We start from the raw sequence: 18858 nt of genomic DNA on the forward strand, positions 1-18858 counted from the left end.
TGACCTATGCCAACCACTGAACAACCTTTCCATGCTTCCAGCCTTTCTGATGCTTTTTTAACACTGGTTCGCCTGTCGGGCGCGGATCTTTCTGCCGAGGTGAGCCGGGAGTTATTGCTGCAAGGGATGGATGTCAGACAACTGCAACAGCGCTGTGAACGGTTTGGATTAACCTGCCAGCGTAGTCTGTCTGCACTGGGTAAACTGCCTGAAACCGCTTTCCCATGCCTGTTGCAGATGAAAGGCAAACGTTTTGTTGTGGCACTGGCAGCCCGGCAGGGTGAGTTGCAGGTGCTGGATAAACAGGGCCAGCCGGTCTGGATAAAAGAAAGCGTTATTGGCAGTCGCTTTTCCGGAGTCTGCTATGCCATTCATAAAGCAGGGGAGCCTGATGCCCGGATTCCAGCAACGGCTTTCGGCTGGTTAAAGAGAGAGGCCTCGCAACTCTGGGCAAACTATGCTCAGGTGATCGTTGCCACTCTGCTGATTAATTGTCTGACGCTGGCTGTGCCGGTTTTTACCCATTTTGTATTTGACAAGGTGTTGCCGAATTATGCGACAGAAACACTGGTGGCGGTCACCATCGGCATTGGTCTGGTGATTCTGGCAGACTTTGTCCTGCGCTGGCTCAGAAGTTTTTATATTGATGATGCCTGTCGACACATTACCCGACAGGCTGAACTGCAACTGATTGACAGCCTGTTGCGTCAGGAAGCTCATCAGGTCAGTCTGTCACCAGCCCGCCTTGCTCAACAGGCTCAGAGTTTTTCCCGGGTAAAGGAAGCCCTGTCCAGTTCCATTCTTTTAACCGCACTGGATATACCCTTTTTTATACTGTTTACCGCCGTTATCGGGTTGATAGGTGGCCCGCTGATGTGGGTACCCATAGCGGTTGCAGCGGTTCTGGTTCCGGCATCCATCATCAACTATCGTCTGACTCGCAAACGTTCTTCCATAGCGACCACAGCCCAGACAGAAAAGAATGCCTGTCTTCATGAACTGACCCAGGGACTTGAGACCATCCGGGCCATGGGAGCAGGGCAGAGCCTTCTGTCCCGCTGGCGGGTTCTGGTGAACAGCAGTAACCGTCATGATTTCAGCCATCGAAGGGTGGGGTCGGTACTGAATGCTTTTGTTATTTCAGCCAGTCAGATTGTGGTGGTCGCGACGCTGGTCATAGGGGTGTTTTTAATTCAGTCAGGGCAGCTGGCACCCGGCAGTCTGTTTGCCTGTATCATACTGGGCAGCCGGGCGGTGGCACCGCTGATGAATTTAACCCAGCTGTTAAGCCGGATTAATTTATCAAGACAGGCTCTAAGACAACTTGATCTTCTTTTTGCCAATTCACCGACAGAAACCACTGACGGGGAAAAACAAAGACTCTACCACTTAATTCCCACGATAGAGTTTAAAGACCTGAGCTTTCGTTATCCCAGTGATAATCAGGATACGCTGCAAGGTATTAACCTCAGTATTTCAGCTGGTGAACGGGTAGCCGTTGTCGGTGCTTCCGGTAGTGGCAAGACAACGTTGATCCGGCTTTTATCCGGTGACCTGATACCTGACAGTGGGCGTGTTTCCGTGTCCGGTCATGATCTGGCTGGCCTGCATCTGGCGGATGTACGACAACATTTGAGTGTATTGCATCAGCAGCCTTTTGTGTTCAGTGGTACGCTACGCAGCAACTTATTGCTGGGCAATGCCTCTGCCAATACAGCGGAGCTTGACCGCGCCTGCTTTATTACCGGGCTGGATCAATGGGTGAGCCGTTGTCGTAAAGGCTATGAACACCCGATCGGGGAGTGCGGCAGTAATCTGTCGGGTGGACAGAAACAGGCGCTGTGCCTGTCCCGAACCTTGCTTCACAGTGGTAGTCTGCTGGTTCTGGACGAGCCAACCAGTGCCATGGATAATCTGTCGGAGGCTCAGTTCTGCCAGCGGTTACCCGACTATCTGAGTGAAGACCAGACGTTATTGCTGGTAACGCACCGGGCCAGTCTGTTACAGCTTGTGGATCGCATTATTGTGTTAGCCCATGGCAGGGTGGTGGCTGATGGGGCAAGGGACGAGATACTGAAAAAGATGCAGGCCGTTCGCACCAGCTGATGCGAACCTTCTGTATTTATCTGATCACCTGTTTCCAGGCAGACATAGTCGGTACAGCCGGTGTAACGCTCTGAACAGCCGCAGCAGCAGGTCTCTGTGAACAGACTGAGCCTTCTCTATGGTTTTACCCAGCTCATCCTGACCAGCATGGAACTGTTCAGCAAGCGCCTGTTCAGTTTCTTTCAACCGGTTACCGGCAGCCGTTGCGAAGGCTCCGGGTAACTGCTGTGACTGCTGATACAAGGCTTCAGCACTTTCTACCTGCTTTTTCATCAGTTTCACAGACGCAAGCTGTGATTGAATCATTCTGTGTCGCTGGGCGCCGGATTCATTATTCTGCGAATCCTGTCGTGCGCTCTGGTCACTGATTAAGCGAGTCTGTTTCTGTAGTTCATCGCTGGCACTGGACATAATATCGGTCAGCTGCCCACAGGCCTCCTGTACCGCTGCCTGAATGGTTTCAGGTTCATGGCGTGACAGGGCCTTCTGGATAGAATCCAGCGTCTGGTTGTGGGAATCGGTATGACCATGAATCTCTGTAAGCGTTGAAAGTTGTTTTTCATGCTTTTCAAGCAGTTCTTTATTGTAAGTGCTGGTGCTGCGATGAATATCGGTCAATGCCGAGAGCTGCTGTTCATGCTTTTCAAGCAACGCCTTATTATTGGTCTGGGCATGGTTATGAATATTAACCAGGGCTGAGAGCTGTGTTTGTGAGGTTTTCTGTGTGTGCCTGCTGATTCGACAACAGATTCTGCAAGTGTTGCTCTATATTCACCAGCGCCTGTTCTGATTCTGCCGAGTGAGATGGAGAGTGTGCTGGAGAGTGAGAAGCGGAGCTGCTTTCAGAGTTACCCTGTTGTTTATTACTGTGCTTTTCAATACCAGCCGTGAACGATGTCATGGCATATTCATAAATCCAGTTTGAATAGCTGTTGCTGAAAAGGGTGGCAGCCTTGTTGACGCTCATAGCCAGAGCGCCAAGTACCACGGAACTGGCCAGACCGGTCAGCGAGGTGCCAAAGGCGGTTCCCATTCCGGCCAGAGGTTGCTCCAGATGCTTGATCAGAAAAATAAGTGTTTCAGTAATCTCCTGTTCGCCAGTCAGACCCATGGACAGATTGCTGATCATGCCAGAGATGGAACCTACCGTCGCTGAAAGACCAATAAAGGTACCCAGAAGTCCCAGATATATCAGCAGGTTGACAAAGTAACTGATACGAATACGGCGTTCATCAAAACGGTTGTTAGCGATATTCACCATACTGCGGGCAACCGGTGTTGGAATCTCTGGAATTTCACCGGTTTCTTTTGTACTGTTTTCCAGGCTTTTATACAAATCCCCCATGATGAACATTTTATGCTTGTAGTTCAGCAAAGCCTGGGCATCACGGGATTCAAACAGTATGGTGTCAAGGTCGCATAATGCCCTGAGGTCACACTTCAGGCGATAGAGATTGCGAAAGCAGATAGAGACTCCCACCATAAACACGGTCGCAATCATACCGTTCATAATAATGTTGGATTGCACTACGTGGGAGACAGTATCCCGGGCAAGAAACAGAACAACACCGGTGCCTGCCAGAACCGTATACATCCTGCGGTAATAACGATTCATATAGTCTGGGCTTTTGACTCGAACCGCATGCATGATTTCAGACATAGGATTCCCCGGTATCAGAGTTGAGATACAGATTCTGTCACTTTATTCAGGTAAAACATGACGTTCATCATGCTGCTGTAGTACTCGTAGTGAAAGTACACATCGTCGACCATGCTTTTATGGTAATCATTCTGTGCTGTTGTAATGTCAATCAGGTTTCTCTGACCCAGGTCGAACTCTTCACGGTATAGCTGTACGATCTGTTTGTTGATGTCCAGAGCCTCTGAATTCAGCCGTCTCTCTTCCCTGAAACGCATCATTGTGTTGTAAGCTTCCCGGACATCTTTTTCCAGATTTTTCAGATAGTCATCCAGCTGATATTGTGAGCGCAGAAACAGGGAGTGGTTTTCGGAAATGCGCTGTTCAAGATTTCCACCATCCCAGAGGTTATAAGACAGAACCACGAGCATTTTATTGTCGGTTTTCCATTTGCTCAGGGTCTGCAGGGATTGCTCACTGGAAACGCTCGCCTGCAGGGAAATATCGGGGTAACGCTCACTGCGACTCTCTGCCAGGCTTGACCGGGCCGACTCAACATTCTGTCGTTTAGCCATGGCTCCGTAATAACTGGCCCGGGTTCTGGTGATGACCTCAGGCAGGTTAAGCGCCACGTTCATCTTTTCCAGAGGAGGAATGACCAGGTTATCTGGTGTCTGCCCGACAATCAGGGTAAAGGCTTCGCGGGCAAAAGTACTATCGGACTGGTAAGCAACCTGAATGGTCCGGGCATTTTGCAACAGGCTCTGTATACGTTGTACATCGGCAAAACTTGAAGCCCCGGCTTTTTCCCGCTGTTGCATCTGTTCAAGCAGCTTTTCATAAAAGGCAATGTTGTCGCCCATCAGATCAAGAATCTGCTTTAATTTCAGCACTTCCAGATAAGCCTTGGAAACCAGCAATGCCAGCCGCTGTCGCCCCTCTTTGCGCAGATACTCTTTATGTTTAAGCTTGAACTCTGTGGATTCTATCTGGTGTTTGGTTTTATAAAAATCAAACAGAATCTGTTTTACATCGAGGCTCGATCGGGTATGTTTTGTCCAGGTTTTGCCGGTTGAGCGAGAGCTGCCGCCTTCTGCAGTTAAGGATACCTGCGGATAATAGCTGGATTCTTTTTGTTTCAGCCTTGCTTCCCCGGCTTCCACATCAATGTTCAGGGTTTTGGCGATAGGGTTAGTTTCCATCGCCAATTTGACTGACTCATTAAGTGTCAATGACCATACCGGAGATGCAGCCACCATAAAGCACGCTGCCAACAACCGGCACCCGGTTTGAAAATAGCAGGCTGGTATACAGGTTGCCTGTGATGCTTCATCAGTATCCTGATTTTTACAGATAAAATTTTTCACATTCATTTTTAGGCTGCTAGTTGCAAAAAGGCTGATAGTTGATAAGAAGCCCTGTTAATAATCTGGGACATCGGCACTGTTTGATTTTTTTATAGAGTCAGATATTAAAAAAAGACGTGCAGGGACGATAAACAGTAAGAACAAAGCGATAACAGGTTCCAGCACTCCTATGTCTAAAGATGCTCAGGAAAACCCATGGCCCGGATTTGTTGATGTGCTTTCATCAACATTGCTGGTTTTTGTGTTTCTGGTAATCATACAGTTGCTGGTCATTGCGGGCGTCAGTATGAAAGTCAGCCAGACGGTGACAGAAAAAATGTTGCAGGAATTACTCAGGGAAGCTGAAGAAAAAGCCCTGACCATCACTGAGACCGAAATCGCTCAAATAAAGGAAAAATCCAGCCAGGTTGAACAAACCGTTGTAAAAGAGAAAGAAAATCCTGTGTCACTGGTAGCGACTAAAGATAAGCTCGCTATTGTATACAAGGGGCTCAGTACACTGCTGGAAAATGACGACAGCGAGCAGGTAGATCAGTGGATTAAAGACAGAATTGATCTTCTCCGCACCAGCGATATTCTGCTGAATGCCTATCTGGGCAGCGCGACCCTCTCAACCAGTACATCTTATTATGTGTCGTATAATCGCATGATGGATATCAGGAAGCGCCTGGTGTTACAGGGCGTACCCGGTGACCAAATAAAGGTCAGGATTCATGACTCAGACCGGGAAAACCATAATAAGGTTGAGCTGTGGGTTCTGGAATCCACTCCATGAGAATACCCCACCCATTGCAATTGCTGTTTTCCAGGCACAGTATCACGGCCATGTGCCTGCTAACACTCACACTACTGCTAATCTGGTCCTGGCAAACGCCTATTGATCGCTTTGTGTATGGTCAGGGCAAGGTGACGACCTTCAGCGACCATAAAGTTATTGAGCACTTTGAAGGGGGTATTCTGTCTGGTATACACATAGCCGAAGGGCAGACGGTACAGGCAGGTACACTCTTATTCAGCGTTGAAAACCCCGGTGTCCTGGAAAATGCCAGCCGCATCCATGAACAGTTGCTGGCGAAGAAGGCTAAAACGTCCAGGCTGCAGGCAGAGTACCTGCAGAAACCTTTTATCGCATCAACAGACCGTTCCCAACCCTGGCAGCTTCAGGCAGAAACCTATCTCAAAAATGAGCGCCAGCTTTTTTTGCTAAGGGAAAATAACCTGCTTGAAGATGAGCGCATTCTCGAACAAAAGCGTGCAAAAGAGCAGGCAAGATTCGAAGAAACCACTCAAACCCTTAAAGACCTGGACATTGAACTGGCCGTTGCTACAGAACAACTGCAAATACTGGAACAGAGCATGAAAAACCGGGCAGGTTCCAGAGTCGTTCTATTGGACAAGCGTATGGAAGTGGTACGCACCCAGACCCGCATGAACCAGTCCAGGGCAAAACTGCCGGTCATTGCCGCCAGCCTGAAAGAACTTGAACTGCAAAAACAGCAGTTACGGCTGAAGTTCCGTGAAGCGGTGCAGGATGAGTACAATCAGGAGATCGCTGAAATTGCGCTGCTGCAAGAACAGTGGCAGATATCGAAACAAAGGCAGGTGCGGACGGAAATCCGTTCTCCAGTCAATGGAACAGTGCATCGGCTTTACACCTCCACTGAAGGTGAAGTTGTCACCCCCGGTACAGTTATTGCCGAGATCGTTCCTGAAAATGAACCCTTGTTGATTGAAGCCCGGATAGATCCCTATGACAGAGCCAGGGTATGGCAGGGGCAGGATGCCAACCTCCGGGTCACCGCTTACGATTACAGTGAACACGGAAGCCTGTCTGGAACGATAAAGGAAATCAGTGCCGATACTTTTGTTGATGAACTCTCCGGGCAGCCTTACTATCAGGTCATTATCACCACTGACTCGTCCGGAAAAAGCGAGGAACACCCGCTGATACAGGGCATGACCGTGGACGTTAATATTATTGCTGGCCGGCAGTCTGTTCTTTCCTACCTGTTACCCGATGCTCTGTCCATGACGCCTTTCCAGTCGTCCCTGAATCCGGGGGCAGGGGAGTAGTCAGACTGGCTGGAATTACGTCGCATTATTCACATCAATACGACCAATGAACCGCTTATCAGCATGAGGTTGATGGATAAAGGATCCTTATCAAGGATTCATAGTAACCATCAGCATAATCATCTTTCCCAGAAATTTGCTGATTGTGCGTCTGAAAGAGCAGATGATGATGAATGCAAGGATATGCAAGTGAAAAGAGTTCTCGCCATCCCTACTTTGATTTGTTCTATTTTACTGGCAGGTGGGTGCAGCCCATTGCCGCAAGCTACCAATCCCAGCAATTCACCACAAGGTAAACTCCAGTCTGCCCAGCACTGGAAAGCCATCGCCAGGCATGTATCTGAACGCATTATTGAACAGGCTGATATTTCAACCAAAGCACTGTATCTTGATGAAAAGCAGCTGGACACACAATTCTCCAGAGTTTTTTCAAAACAGCTGGTTAGTGAACTGGTCAGCAACAAAGTAAGTTTGCAGCTTAGTCCTGCCTCAGCTTCAGTCAGGAATGCCCTTCAGCTTATGATTGAAATTGATGCCATAAAACACCCTGACGACAGGGATGGGACTTATTTACCTTTGTCTCCCGCTCTTGCTAATGCATGGTTTATCTGGTCTTTAAAATCTGATGCCGTTTTCGGTTTCGTGCCAACGGTCGTTGCTGTTGACGTCTACAACAGTCTACCCACAAGGACAAATTCAGAAGTTGTCGTCACCACAAAGCTGATGGATGGACAAAAAGTATATTTTTCAGAAACCAATGTTTATTACATAACTGATCTATCTATGAGTCAGTTTAAAAAGCTGCGAACAACGCATTTGACCAACCAGGAAGTTCCTGACGGGGATTTAAAATGAAAGCACTCCTTTCCCCACTGCTGTTAACAGGAGCGTTAATGCTGCTGGCAGCCTGTAAAACCCAAACTGTTTATAACGAACCTGAGCCTATAGACCTTGTTGCTGTAACCACCGGTGCATCAAAGGCTCTGGCAAAGAAAGTAAAGAACTCGTTGTCCGCTGATGCCATTATTCTATCCACCAGTCTTGCCAATATTGATGACCTCAACTCCACTTCCACCCTTGGCAGGGTGATCTCTGAACAGCTGGCTTCAGGGTTGATGCAGAGCGGCTATCGCCTGAAAGAGATAAAAATGCGTAGCAATGTATTTATCAGTGAGGAAAAGGCGGGTGAATTTACTTTGTCACGCAGGCTGGCCGTACTAAGCAAAAGCCACGATGCGGGTGCAATCCTGACTGGAACCTATGCCGTTGCCAGCAAAACGGTCTATGTTAATGCGCGTCTTATTGATACCGGCAATAGCCTGGTACTGGCCAGTGTAGACTTTCAGTTACCGCTGGATGCAGATATGCGAACAATGACCCGGAAAGATCAGTTTATTTCTCGCAGTATTCCCAAGAAAACAACTCCCGTGATTACGCGCACATTCAAAAGTACTGATTATTCCGAGAAAAATCGTTCGGAGTAGACGCCAGTCAGTGATAGAAAAAAGCACTTAAACGACTGGGAAAGCCGTTCTTCTCTTTCAAATATTTCAGAAGTATCTGTAACGGCATCAGTTTCAGTGCAGACCTTGCCTTTTGGAATCCTTCACCATAAATCGGGTCCTGGCTTTGCTCTATCAGTGTGCGCCGGTATTCTGCATCTTTTGACGCCTGATTTTTCAGCCAGATATATTCCATCAGTACACACATGCCTTCTTCCACCTGTAACGGCAAATCATGATAGTGGTTATAAAAAAACCAGGCGTGGGTCAGCTCGTGTATGGCGATAGTGCGAAAGTGTTCTTCAGGTAATTTGTTTTGAATGAGAATACGATCAAACTGTCTGCCAATAATTCGCCCGCCAGAAAATGTTGTCGTCCATTGTGCCAGTCCCAGAATCGGTCGTTCATTATGAAAGTTGTGGCGACTCGCTGTTCTCAGTTCGTCGCGGTCACACAATATGACCGGAGTTTGGGTCTGGTTCAGTTTTAACCCGACAGAAGCCAGTGCAAGACGCATTTCGTTTAAAAGGCTTTTGGCACGTTCCTGTGTATCGACCGCCCTGAGCGTACACAGATTGCATACCAGCAAACCATCTGGATGCAACATGCCGCCATCCGTCAGGTGTTTACAGACAATCCGGCCGCAGCTGGAACAGTTAGAATAATTTGTGTGGGTGTTGCAGAAAGCATTACCCCAGAAGTCAACCAGATACTTACGGGTCAGCGGCTTACGACAGACTGAGCATAATGGCCGGTGCAGTTTCCGGTGGCAATCCAGATGCCAGGGCATGCCATCATGCTCAATATATCGGTTTTTGACCGTTTGACGACAACCCGGGCAACGCAGACAGCGGGGATGAAAGGGGCGACCATTAAAAGCAACAAATGTTTCATTGATTAATGGTCGTTTACAGGTACGGCACGTAAAGCAGTGGGGATGCCAGTCTGCCCCCAGTGCTTTCAGTCCATTGCCGTGAATGGCTTTGTGACAACTTTTGCATTCGGTAGCCAGAGCAGGAGCCCCTGTGCTTTAAAGTGTCCGTTTGATTGCGATGGTCAGTCCGTCTGAAACAGGCAGCATCGTCATATCGACCCGATGGTCCTGATGAATTTTACTGTTCAGGGTTCGGATGGCGACCGTATCTTCATCATTACTTGCTTTATCGGCCACGCGACCATTCCATAAGGTATTATCAATAAGAATCAGGCCCCCGGGGCGAACCAGTTGCAGGCACTGTTCATAATAGTCATCGTAGCCGACTTTATCGGCATCGATAAATGCCATATCAAAGGTGTTTGCCTGCTGTTGGTCAAGCAGTTGTTGAAGTGTTTCAGTGGCAGGTGCAAGCCGCAGGTTTATTTTGTCTTCAACACCGGCTTTTGCCCAGAATTCTCTGGCGATCCGGGTATATTCTTCACTGATATCACAGGCAATAATGCTGCCATCGTCTGGTAAAGCCAGAGCGACGGCCAGGGCGCTGTAGCCCGTAAATACTCCAACCTCTATCGTTTTCTTCGCGGCGGTCAGTTTTGCCAGCAAAGCCATTAGCTGTCCCTGTTCAGGGGAAATCTGCATAAAACAGAACGGATGCCGGGCAGTGACCTCGCGCAGTTCTTCGAGCACAGAAGGTTCCCGCAATCCTGTTGAGCAAAGGTACTGATGAAGGGATTCTGTCATCGTCAGTGTTGTATTGGACATGGTCTTACCTGTTATCTGTATTACAGTTGATGATCCATTGTCAGCGCCTTCAGCCGGCGTGCTTCTACATGATAGTACTGGCTGGTTGTATTAATGCTATCGTGACCGGCGAAAATAGCCAGATCCTCAATGTCCATTTTCCGGGCCAGATGTGTTAACGCCGTATGTCGCAGAGAGTGAAACGGCATTTCCTGAAGCCGGTACTGTAGATTGATGTCATCAGTCTGTTCGGCACAAAACTGCATAAAACCCTGCCACCAGAAACGCAGCCCTCTTGACGTCAGTCCTGAAACAACACCTGCGCTTTTCCGGCGTCTTGGAGCCAGGGGCAGGGCGTCTCCTGTAATGCCTGTGTATCCGTAAAAACTGCGATAGTCTTTTATGGTTTCATGCAGTTGCGGATTGACGGGCAGGTTGCGACGTTTTCTGCCTTTGCCCAATACGCTGAGATAATAGCCGCCTTCATTATCCGGATGAATGTCATCGCAGGTCTGTCCTGTCAGTTCCGACTCCCGCAAGGCTAATGCATAGGTCATCCTGATCATGAAATTGGTGCGTACTGATTCCATGATTTCTTTATGGGTAGAGCAGGGCATGGAACCCAGACACTGTCGCACATGTTGCCATTCAGGCTCGTGAAAATAGCGAATGACCTTGCTGCCACGGGCCGTTTTTTCTCCTGACCGAACCAGTGAGGCTGCCGGGTTACCCATGGTGTAGCGGTTGCGTTCAAGAAAACCAAAGAAGGCGGACAGCACATCAATCACCTGGTCAGTGCTTTTCCCGGGTTTGATCGAGGATTTGAACAGTACCTTGTCAGGCTTTCCCGGCAGGACACCGGGTTCCAGCCAGAGAGGAGGCAGATTCTGAATAAAATGCAGATAAGTCTGCAAATGCTTCAGACGAACCGCAGCGTAGTCAATAGCCTGCTCCTGATAGATAAAAGCGGTAAAGCGAATGATCTCCCGCTCGTAGCGCCTGCGGGTTTCCTGCGAACGGGAACCGGATTTATTCAGAAACAGGGTCAGGGCTTCGCTGTCATTGCTTGCGCCCATCAGGTTATCCGCACCAGTCACTTCGCTGCGAATGGAGCGCATCAGTGGCAGATGTTCCGGGTTAATCAATTCAGTCATTATTAACAGTCACACTTTTTTATCGGGCTTGATGAGCTATTTATTTTTACTATCCTGAGAGACCTGCTGGCTGAGACTCAGTTTAAGAGCTTCAGAAAAACCACGCTCTTTCTCCAGCTCTTTTTCCAGCTGATGAAGCCGGGTGGCTATCTGTTCAGACTGCTCAAGTTTTTCCTGCAACTGTTGTACCTGAAGGTTGGCAGTACTTAATTCTGACTCCAGCCGTTCAGAGCTGACACTGATCTCTTTTAATCGGGTGATGTCGGATAAAACCTCTTCTTCATTGCTGTTAATTAACTGGTGAACGCTTTCCAGCAGATGCCGACTGGCTGCAAACTCATTGTTCTGCTGTCTGAGATGGTTACGCTCTTCACAGGCTTCTAAATGAGCCCGGGACTTTGACTCCAAACGGTACTGGATTTCATTGCGCTCTTTTTCCAGCTTGAACTGATTTTCCTTTTCCTGCTTCAGTTGCAGTTCGATGTCAGCGCGCAAGCGCCGTTCATCATCAACCACTTTCATCCAGTGGTTCATCTGGGCATCGTGCTTGGTGTCCAGCTGGCGTTCCAGTGCCTTTAAAGCATCAGCATGATCCTTTTTTGCCTGTTCGATCTGTTCTGCCAGAGCTTCTGACTTGTGAGCCTCGTTGTTGAACTTCTCTGTCAGTGCGATCTGTTGCTTTTCCAACGATGTGTTTGCTGCCTGAAGCTCTGCAATTCTTTCCTGCAGTTTCTTGCTCTCATCAGTCAAATGCTCCTTCTGCTCTTTGAAGTTGAGTCGCTCTTCCGAGAGCTGGCGGTTCATTTCCTGCAGGTTGTCGATTTCCTGATTGGCTTCTTCCTGAAGGCTTCTCTGTTCTTCAGTCGCATCATGCTTCCACTGAACCAAGCCCCTCTTTAAGACTCTTACCAGATCAGCAGGCAGTTCTGTATCAACCTCTTTTTCTGAATCATCCAGAAAGCGCCATTCGTTGTAATAAGGCAACACGGTCTGTTTGCCCATCTGCGCGAGTCTGGCGACTTTATCGGCATTAATGCGCTCACCACTTTGCTTCAGGTCGTCCAGAACCCGGAAAACCAGTTCACGACGCTGCAAATCCTTATTTGTCTCTGACATGACAATATCTCAACCGTAAATTCAATAAAACCAACTATTAATACCAGTATTATAATACTGGTATTAATAGTATCAAGAATTATTTATTAATACCGGTAACTGAACTTACCGGTAGTATTTGACAGTATTCAGTTAATATTGATCGAAGCGGGGTTTTGCTGTGTAATAGGCACAAAAACAAACATCTGTTCTAACAGAGAAAGGAGAAAGTGGATGAAACGCAGACAATTCTTGAAGACAGCCGCAGCTGTCAGTTTGATCCCGGTATTACCAGCTTCAGCACAGCAGACAGATGTGTCAGAAGACGAGCCGCTGGCAAAATCGCTCAATTATGTGAAGGAAGCCGGGAAAGCCAAAGGACATGCTAAATATGCAGAAGGGCAGATTTGCGGTAACTGTATGTTTTTCAGACCTGACCAGAACAACGGATGTGCTTTGTTTAGTAACCGCAGAGTAGAAAAAGAAGGTTGGTGCCTGAGCTGGGTTGCAACGCCGTAAAAACAAACAGGAACCTGTCGCTGAAAACGGCGGGACTGGCAAACCTGCAAAAGGCTTATCCCTGGCCTGGCAGATTAAGACACTAGGTGGGCAGGTGGCAGTAGAACGTTGTTAAGCGATAGGGGCTCAAGCTGGGGATCTGGACTCACCCAATAACCAGCGCTCAGCATAACTGAGCCCATGCCTCAAAGTACTACTTCATGGTACGGGACTTGTTTTTGATCTTCTCAACCAGCTTTTTACCTTTAGCTGTCAAAGCCAGCTTAAAATAACGACCATCTGCCTCATGCTGGCTTTTCTTGATCAGCCCAAGACCAGGGCGGTCATGTCGACCTTCTCCCAGACGCTTGACGCTTACAGCAATATCGCTTGGAGTCCCACAGGTCAGCTTTTCTTCATTCACCAGATCGGTAATGGTTTCTCCGGGATTTTCAGAGACAACCAGAAGGATCTGCCACTGGATGATGGTCAGAGGATATTCCTGAAGAAGCTGAGTGAGTTTGATTAACCCTTTTATTGTCATCTTTCAGTTCTCTTGTCGTTAATTGAAGGGTACTTACTGTGATGGAGTCGTCGTCTAACCACTGAATTAACAAAAAATGATTCAGCAAAACTTAATGTTTCAATAACAACCCCACAAGAACAAATATTAGACACTTTTAGCCTGTTTAGGCAAATTTAATAAAAGATTATCGCAATTTACTACTCTGAAAGCTCCAGCCGTTACATTTCGGAACACTTACAAGACGGGGCTTTGCTCAAAAATTACTGAGACTTTATTGCTAAATAACCAGAGAGAGGGATCTGCAGGCAATGAAAAAAGGAAGACAGGGTTTATGTAATAAATTAAAAGGCAGCGGGACAACCTTTCATAATCAAACCATCAAAACCCGCCTTACAGGTCAAATATAAAGCCCGGAAGCAACCATGGTCGCTTATTAATCGTTACAACATTAGCTCTGATTTCCCGGACTGGAGAAAAGGCGCGACATTGGTTGCACCAAAGTACAATAAACTTTTTGCTGAACAGCAAGGCTGAGTGTCCATCTATCCATTTGCAGCTACACAAACGACAACAGAAGTGCAGATGAGAGCAACCCATAAGTACGGACGATTCTGATCTTTATTGAATCACAGGTAGCGGACAATTGAGTTAAGGGGCAGCCACCTTTAACTTCGCATAATGTATATTATGTTAAAATCAATAACCACGCAAAAGGTTGAGTTTCATTGTATGAAGTAACTCAACCTCTTCCTTCTTTATAAAGGGTTTGAAACGTCTTCAATGACCACTGCTCTACGAGATGCCCTGCGATCCTCTAACCTGCCTGCCATGACCAGCAGACACGGTGTAATAAAGAGAGTCAGCACCGTTGCAAATGACAGTCCGCTGGCAATAGCGACTGAGAGCTGATTCCACATCTGTGTTGATGGCGCGCCAATATCAATTTTATGGGCAAACAGATCAATATTGACTGACAGCACCATGGGCAGCAAGCCAAGTACGGTTGTGACGGTAGTCAGGAGAACAGGCCTTAGACGCTGGGCGCCGGTACGCAGCACTGCCTGGGTGGCGTCCATCCCTCTTGCCCTGAGAGTATTATAGGTATCGATCAGTACAATATTATTGTTGACGATGATACCAGCCAGTGAGATCACACCAATACCACTCATCACGATACCAAAGGGCTGTCCGGTAATCAGCAGCCCGATGAAAACCCCACCGGTAGACAGTACGACTGCAGACATGATCAAAAAGGCCTGGTAAAAACTGTTGAACTGACTGACGAGAATCATTGCCATAACAAACAAAGCCACGGCAAACGCCTTGATCAGGAAGGTCTGACTTTCCTGCTGATCAGCCTGTTCACCTTTAATTTCAACGGTGACGCCATCCGCTAAACCGCTGGCCTCTATTTCAGCAAACAGTTCCGGCATAATCTTGCCCAGCTGCTCTCCTTCCAGCAGTTCCCCCCCAATATTGACACTGCGAAGGCCATCAGTGTGGTTGATATTATCCAGCTGGCTGGCAATGCTGCGTTCAGTAAAGTGACTGATAGGCACCAGCCCTGACGCCGTCATCAGCCTGAGCCTGTCAATACTCTCCAGATGCCTGTCCTGTTCAGGAAAGCGTATACGAATATCGACTTCATCATTACTGTTATCCGGACGATAGCTGCCAACCGTCAGCCCGGACGTGACCATCTGGATCATGCTGCCTGTCGTAGAGACATCCGCACCGAACCTTGCTGCCTGAGTGCGGTCAATGTTCATCTGCCACTCATAACCGGGCGTTGAACCATTATGTTCGATATTTACGACCTTGGGGTGGTTTCTCAGAATGCGCTCTACGGTTCTCAAACTGTCATTAAGATGCGCAAGGTTTTCAGAGAAAATGGTCAAACTTAATGGCACACCTGCAGGCGGCCCGTCTTTTTGCCGGTTAACCAGTATATCCAGTCCGGAAAAAACAGACAGCCGCTCTTTTATCTGCGCCATGACTTCCGGAGCAGGCCCCCGGTTCTGCCAGTCAACCAGTGTCAGCGACAGTGTGCCTATTGTTCGTTTATCACCGGTTCTGGCATAGACAGACTTAATAGCAGGAATATTCACAAGACGCTCTTCTGCCAGCTGAATAATCTCGTGCTTTTCATCAATGGAATAATTACTGGAGTTAGCCAGTATACTGACCCGGGCATAGTTGGTTTCTACGTTGGGGAAGAACTCAACACCATTGCCGATTCTGGCAAAAGTCCAGTAAACACCACACACCAGCAGAAAACCGGACAATACTATTTTTCCGGGATGGCTCAGGGCTTTGGTGAGAATCCGGGTATAACGCCCTGACAAGCCAACCATTGTCGTTAACTCCCCTGCCTCTGAGGCTTTAACGTTAATGGCTTCTGCCGGCGATAATTTTCTTGGCTTGCCAATCAGCGCACCGATGGTGGGAATAAAGATCAGCGCCATCAACAGTGAAGCCGACAGTGTGGCAATCAATGTCAGTGGCAGATACATCATGAATTCCCCCATCATGCCCGGCCAGAACATCAGGGGGAAAAACGCGGCCAGCGTTGTCGCTGTTGAAGCAGTTATAGGCCACGACATACGCAGCGAAGCCTGTAAATAAGCCTCTTTGCGTGACAGCCCCTCACTCATTTTCCGGTCGGCAAATTCAGTTACCACAATGGCACCGTCAACCAGCATACCAACGGACATGATCAGGGCAAACAGCACAATCATATTGATGGTCAGACCAAAGATCGCGATCATTAAAATGCCGGTCAGAAAGGCTCCGGGAATCGCCAGCCCGACCAGAACCGAACTGCGTAATCCCAATGCCCCAAGAATAACAATCACCACCAGAATAACCGCTGACAGTACATTATTCTGCAAATCGAGCAACATTTGTCGTATGTCTTCTGACTGATCCTTGCTGTAGTCCACCTGCAGGTTTTTCGGTGCCTGTTTCTGCACTTCAGCAACAATAGCTTTGGTGATTTCAATGGTCTGGATGATATTTTCACCCGGCCGCTTTTTGACTTCCAGAGAGACACTCGGCTCGCCGTTCATGCTGGCGTAACTGCCACCGTCCTTGAATGTACTGCGCACCGTGGCAACGTCCGCAAACGTTATCACCTTATCGCCGTCTGCCTTAACCGGTTGTGCCAGAATATCGGGCGGGGGTTTTATAGACGGCAGGCACCTTCACAGCAAAACGACCGTTACCATTATCCACATTACCCGCAGCTACCAGTTTGTTATTGCTGGCCACAAGGTTCACGACATCGGCGGGTACCAGGCCGTAACTTTCCAGTTTTAACGGATCAATAACGACATCAATAACATCTTCACGATCACCACCAATGGTGACTTCAAGAATCTCTTTGCGCCCTTCAAGAACATCACGGATTTTTCTGGCAATCCGGATCAGGGCTCTTTCCGGCATATCGCCCGACAGGATGACCGTGATAACTGGCTCCATGCTGGCAATGGTCACCTGTTTAACCACCGGTTCGTCACTGCCTTCAGGCAGTTTGCTTTTGGCCTGGTTGACCTTATCCCTGACATCCGCCATAACTTTGCTGATATCCAGTCCGGCTATAAACTCCACTGTAATGGAGGCATGGGACTGGGAAGCCGTTGAAGTCATTTCTTTAATACCGGCAATGCCTCTTAATTCCTTTTCAAGGGGAAGCACCAATAGCCGTTCGGAATCTTCCGGAGAAATCCCTTCATAATGGACGGAGACATACACGACGGGAATGGGAACATCCGGTGCCGCTTCTTTTGGAATGGTTATATAAGAGAGGGTTCCCAGCGACAATAACAGTACAAACATCATTAATACGGTTCGGCTGCGGGACAGTATGCCTTTGATGACTCCGTGCATGATGTTACTCCCCGGCGACCAGGGTCGCATCACTGGCAGCCACTTTCACACGACTGCCCTCTTTTACAAAACCCTGCCCACGGGTAATGATGCGGACATTGGCAGGAATGCCGCTGAGCCAGAGACTGTTGCTACCGGTTTTTACAATCTCGGCAGGCGTGAACTGCACAATATTATTGCGATCTACCCACTTAATGCCCGGCACCCCACTCTCATCAAGGCTCAGTAATGCCGGACTGAGTTCTACCGCCCTGACCTGCCCCATTACCAGGTCGGCCTCAACACTGAGACCGGCAGGGAGCTTCATATCGGGATTGGCGATAGCCAGTTCGACATTAAATGTACGCGTTGCGTCATTGGCTTTGCGTGAGATGTAACGGACTGTCGCTGTGGCTGAACGTTTACCCAGCAATCGGATTTCTGCTTTGTCTCCAGCTATCAGGGACTCGATAAGTTCCTGAGTCACATCAACGGACACAATCAGCGGGTCCAGATCAAGAATTTCTGCGACGGGGTTGCCACGGTCAATAAAGTCACCCAGCTCAACCATTCGATGATGAAGAATACCCGTGACAGGTGCCTCAATGCGGGTGTTATCCAGATCTATCTGCAGTCGCTGCAGTCGGGATTCCGCTTCAGCCACTGCCAGTTCCAGTTGGGGCAGCTGGTTGTCGGCAATCAGGTTTTTCTTTTGCAGAGCCAGGGCTGAGTCCAGATCCAGTCTGGCTTTTTTCACCTGAGCCCTGGCGGACTTCAGTTCAGCCCGGAGGTTTCCTTCCCGCAGAGTTATCAGAGTCTCCCCAGCCCTGACCATAGCACCCCGTTCAGCCTTTACGCCAACAATGCGTGCAGCCAGTTCGGAACTGACGGTAATAATCCGGTCTGGCCCGGTTCGGCCATATAATGCCAAAGTCCTTGGGATCAGTTCCTGGTTAAACGGTCGGGCATTTACCGTGGGCAGGCTATCTTCAGTAATAGAAGCTTCAGTAATAGAAGCTTCAGCAGTGGAAGCCTGACTGGAATCCGTGGGTGTCTGGTTCTTATTGGGATCATTAATATTGGTGATATCAGCCGTCAGCAGATACACCCCTAAAATGATGGCTGTAGAAACCGCTGCCAGCCAGGATTTACCGGGAAGGTTTGTATTGAACATGATGTTGATTACAGTCCATGTTACTGCGTTTTTGTTATTATCTGCAGGCACACTACCCGACTTCATCCCTTGCGACAAGGTGGGAACCAGCAGTATTTTGATTTTTTGATGTCTAACAGGTTATCTGCACTTCAAACGGTTTCGCCAGCACTCTTACAGTTTCTGTACCTGAACGAGGA

The 18858-nt window shown here is 48.4% G+C and carries 17 protein-coding genes and 1 pseudogene; 6 read left to right on the forward strand and 12 right to left on the reverse strand.

All coding sequences use genetic code 11. The features are described 5' to 3' along the window. The first annotated feature begins 6 nt into the window (after window positions 1-6). A complete protein-coding gene (locus V5J35_RS23420; RefSeq protein ID WP_354009439.1) occupies window positions 7-2106 on the forward strand; it encodes a peptidase domain-containing ABC transporter in 2100 nt (699 codons plus the stop codon). A 24-nt stretch (window positions 2107-2130) separates the two neighbouring features. Here V5J35_RS23420 and V5J35_RS23425 read toward each other — a convergent pair whose 3' ends face one another. Genes V5J35_RS23425 through V5J35_RS23435 form a run of 3 tightly spaced genes read right to left on the reverse strand, consistent with a single transcriptional unit; the run spans window position 2131 to window position 4947 of the window. After that, window positions 2131-2757, reverse strand: coding sequence for a hypothetical protein (locus V5J35_RS23425; RefSeq protein WP_354016518.1), 627 nt, complete (start codon window positions 2755-2757; stop codon window positions 2131-2133). Between the two features lie 34 nt (window positions 2758-2791). After that, window positions 2792-3766 carry a hypothetical protein gene (locus tag V5J35_RS23430; protein ID WP_354016519.1) on the reverse strand — a complete coding sequence of 325 codons (975 nt, stop codon included), beginning with the start codon at window positions 3764-3766 and terminating at the stop codon, window positions 2792-2794. Window positions 3767-3780: 14 nt separating this feature from the next. Then, window positions 3781-4947 carry a TolC family protein gene (locus V5J35_RS23435; protein WP_472924767.1) on the reverse strand — a complete coding sequence of 389 codons (1167 nt, stop codon included), beginning with the start codon at window positions 4945-4947 and terminating at the stop codon, window positions 3781-3783. Window positions 4948-5281: 334 nt separating this feature from the next. Between V5J35_RS23435 and V5J35_RS23440 the strand changes: the two genes are divergently transcribed. From V5J35_RS23440 to V5J35_RS23455, 4 genes are all read left to right on the forward strand, one after another. Then, entirely contained in the window at window positions 5282-5887 is a 606-nt protein-coding gene (locus V5J35_RS23440) for a hypothetical protein (RefSeq protein WP_354009442.1), read from the forward strand. Further along, complete coding sequence (locus V5J35_RS23445) at window positions 5884-7185, forward strand: HlyD family type I secretion periplasmic adaptor subunit (RefSeq protein WP_354009443.1); 1302 nt, start codon at window positions 5884-5886, stop codon at window positions 7183-7185. The genes V5J35_RS23440 and V5J35_RS23445 overlap by 4 nt, the downstream gene beginning before the upstream one ends. A 72-nt stretch (window positions 7186-7257) precedes the next feature. Continuing rightward, on the forward strand, window positions 7258-8040 hold the full coding sequence (locus V5J35_RS23450; RefSeq protein ID WP_354009444.1) for a hypothetical protein: 783 nt from the start codon (window positions 7258-7260) through the stop codon (window positions 8038-8040). Then, window positions 8037-8669, forward strand: coding sequence for a FlgO family outer membrane protein (locus V5J35_RS23455; protein ID WP_354009445.1), 633 nt, complete (start codon window positions 8037-8039; stop codon window positions 8667-8669). Before V5J35_RS23450 ends, V5J35_RS23455 begins: the two co-directional genes overlap by 4 nt. A 7-nt stretch (window positions 8670-8676) precedes the next feature. Here V5J35_RS23455 and V5J35_RS23460 read toward each other — a convergent pair whose 3' ends face one another. The 5 genes and pseudogenes from V5J35_RS23460 to V5J35_RS23480 form a co-directional block, all read right to left on the reverse strand. Next, the gene (locus tag V5J35_RS23460) at window positions 8677-9477 is read right to left on the reverse strand and encodes a protein DA1 (RefSeq protein ID WP_354009446.1); all 801 of its coding nucleotides are present in this window, start codon (window positions 9475-9477) and stop codon (window positions 8677-8679) included. Window positions 9478-9564: 87 nt separating this feature from the next. After that, window positions 9565-9699, reverse strand: a pseudogene (locus tag V5J35_RS23465) (LIM domain-containing protein); the annotation flags it as partial. An 18-nt stretch (window positions 9700-9717) separates the two neighbouring features. After that, entirely contained in the window at window positions 9718-10386 is a 669-nt protein-coding gene (locus V5J35_RS23470; RefSeq protein WP_354009447.1) for an O-methyltransferase, read from the reverse strand. 20 nt (window positions 10387-10406) lie between these two features. Further along, complete coding sequence (locus V5J35_RS23475) at window positions 10407-11519, reverse strand: tyrosine-type recombinase/integrase (RefSeq protein ID WP_354009448.1); 1113 nt, start codon at window positions 11517-11519, stop codon at window positions 10407-10409. A gap of 36 nt (window positions 11520-11555) precedes the next feature. Next, window positions 11556-12635 (reverse strand): DNA-binding protein, encoded by a 1080-nt coding sequence (locus V5J35_RS23480; protein ID WP_354009449.1) that lies wholly within the window; start codon window positions 12633-12635, stop codon window positions 11556-11558. A 213-nt stretch (window positions 12636-12848) separates the two neighbouring features. Between V5J35_RS23480 and V5J35_RS23485 the strand changes: the two genes are divergently transcribed. Next, window positions 12849-13133: a high-potential iron-sulfur protein gene (locus V5J35_RS23485; protein WP_354009450.1), complete on the forward strand. Its 285-nt coding sequence runs from the start codon at window positions 12849-12851 to the stop codon at window positions 13131-13133. Between the two features lie 193 nt (window positions 13134-13326). Here the strand turns inward: V5J35_RS23485 and V5J35_RS23490 are convergent, their stop codons facing one another. From V5J35_RS23490 to V5J35_RS23505, 4 genes are all read right to left on the reverse strand, one after another. After that, a complete protein-coding gene (locus tag V5J35_RS23490; RefSeq protein WP_354009451.1) occupies window positions 13327-13656 on the reverse strand; it encodes a MarR family winged helix-turn-helix transcriptional regulator in 330 nt (109 codons plus the stop codon). Between the two features lie 737 nt (window positions 13657-14393). After that, complete coding sequence (locus V5J35_RS23495) at window positions 14394-16772, reverse strand: efflux RND transporter permease subunit (protein WP_354016520.1); 2379 nt, start codon at window positions 16770-16772, stop codon at window positions 14394-14396. Window positions 16773-16788: 16 nt separating this feature from the next. Beyond that, complete coding sequence (locus V5J35_RS23500) at window positions 16789-17526, reverse strand: efflux RND transporter permease subunit (protein WP_354016521.1); 738 nt, start codon at window positions 17524-17526, stop codon at window positions 16789-16791. A gap of 4 nt (window positions 17527-17530) precedes the next feature. Next, window positions 17531-18679: an efflux RND transporter periplasmic adaptor subunit gene (locus tag V5J35_RS23505; RefSeq protein WP_354009453.1), complete on the reverse strand. Its 1149-nt coding sequence runs from the start codon at window positions 18677-18679 to the stop codon at window positions 17531-17533. Window positions 18680-18858 lie beyond the last annotated feature (179 nt).

The sequence above is a fragment of the Endozoicomonas sp. NE40 genome (genome assembly GCF_040549045.1).
Lineage (GTDB): Bacteria > Pseudomonadota > Gammaproteobacteria > Pseudomonadales > Endozoicomonadaceae > Endozoicomonas_A > Endozoicomonas_A lisbonensis.